This window comes from Anaerophaga thermohalophila str. Valhall (genome assembly GCF_000250735.1).
GTDB lineage: Bacteria > Bacteroidota > Bacteroidia > Bacteroidales > Marinilabiliaceae > Anaerophaga > Anaerophaga thermohalophila_A.
Genome location: NZ_AHZV01000304.1, coordinates 1 through 1,636, shown reverse-complemented (window position 1 = coordinate 1,636; position 1,636 = coordinate 1). Strand labels below are relative to the sequence as shown.

1 rRNA gene is annotated in these 1,636 nt (G+C 52.1%); it reads left to right on the top strand.

Annotation, left to right across the window (positions count from 1 at the left end):
• Window positions 1-18: 18 nt before the first annotated feature.
• Window positions 19-1,544: ribosomal RNA gene (locus tag OQ5_RS0115820) — 16S ribosomal RNA — on the top strand.
• Window positions 1,545-1,636: the final 92 nt, after the last annotated feature.

Here is a 1,636-nt window from a genome sequence, read left to right as displayed (position 1 = left end):
ATTTTTAAAAACTTTCCTACAACGAAGAGTTTGATCCTGGCTCAGGATGAACGCTAGCGACAGGCCTAACACATGCAAGTCGAGGGGTAACATGAGTAGCTTGCTACTTGATGACGACCGGCGCACGGGTGAGTAACGCGTATGCAACCTTTCTTCAACAGGAGAATAGCCCCCGGAAACGGGGATTAATGCTCCATGATGCTATTTTATTGCATGATAGAATAGTTAAAGCTGAGGCGGTTGAAGGTGGGCATGCGTGACATTAGCTTGTTGGCGGGGTAACGGCCCACCAAGGCGACGATGTCTAGGGGTTCTGAGAGGAAGGTCCCCCACACTGGTACTGAGACACGGACCAGACTCCTACGGGAGGCAGCAGTGAGGAATATTGGTCAATGGACGCAAGTCTGAACCAGCCATGTCGCGTGCAGGAAGACGGCCCTACGGGTTGTAAACTGCTTTTGTACGGGAAGAAAATGTCTTACGTGTAAGACTTTGCCGGTACCGTACGAATAAGCATCGGCTAACTCCGTGCCAGCAGCCGCGGTAATACGGAGGATGCGAGCGTTATCCGGAATTATTGGGTTTAAAGGGTGCGTAGGCGGAATGGTAAGTCAGCGGTGAAATACTGCAGCTCAACTGTAGTTGTGCCGTTGATACTGTCATTCTTGAGTATAGATGAGGTAGGCGGAATGAGTAGTGTAGCGGTGAAATGCATAGATATTACTCAGAACACCGATTGCGAAGGCAGCTTACTAAACTATAACTGACGCTGAAGCACGAAAGCGTGGGTATCAAACAGGATTAGATACCCTGGTAGTCCACGCTGTAAACGATGATTACTGGTTGTTTGGGCGAAAGAGCTCAAGCGACTGCGCGAAAGCATTAAGTAATCCACCTGGGGAGTACGTCGGCAACGATGAAACTCAAAGGAATTGACGGGGGCCCGCACAAGCGGTGGAACATGTGGTTTAATTCGATGATACGCGAGGAACCTTACCTGGGCTTAAATGGGGAGTGACAGGGGTAGAAATACCTTTTTCTTCGGACACTCTTCAAGGTGCTGCATGGTTGTCGTCAGCTCGTGCCGTGAGGTGTCGGGTTAAGTCCCATAACGAGCGCAACCCCTGTTGTCAGTTACCAGCACGTAGCGGTGGGGACTCTGGCAAGACTGCCGGTGTAAACCGCGAGGAAGGTGGGGATGACGTCAAATCAGCACGGCCCTTACGTCCAGGGCTACACACGTGTTACAATGGCCGGTACAGCGGGCAGCGGCGCGGCGACGCGTAGCGAATCCCGAAAGCCGGTCTCAGTTCGGATTGGAGTCTGCAACCCGACTTCATGAAGCTGGAATCGCTAGTAATCGCGCATCAGCCATGGCGCGGTGAATACGTTCCCGGGCCTTGTACACACCGCCCGTCAAGCCATGGAAGCCGGGCGTACCTGAAGTCTGTAACCGCAAGGAGCGGCCTAGGGTAAAACCGGTGACTGGGGCTAAGTCGTAACAAGGTAGCCGTACCGGAAGGTGTGGCTGGAACACCTCCTTTCTGGAGAGTAACGCACCGAATCATTAGGCGCAAGCGGAAGTCTCAAAAGAAAAAGTGGCAAAGGATAAGCTTTTACCCTGGTTTTGCATTAA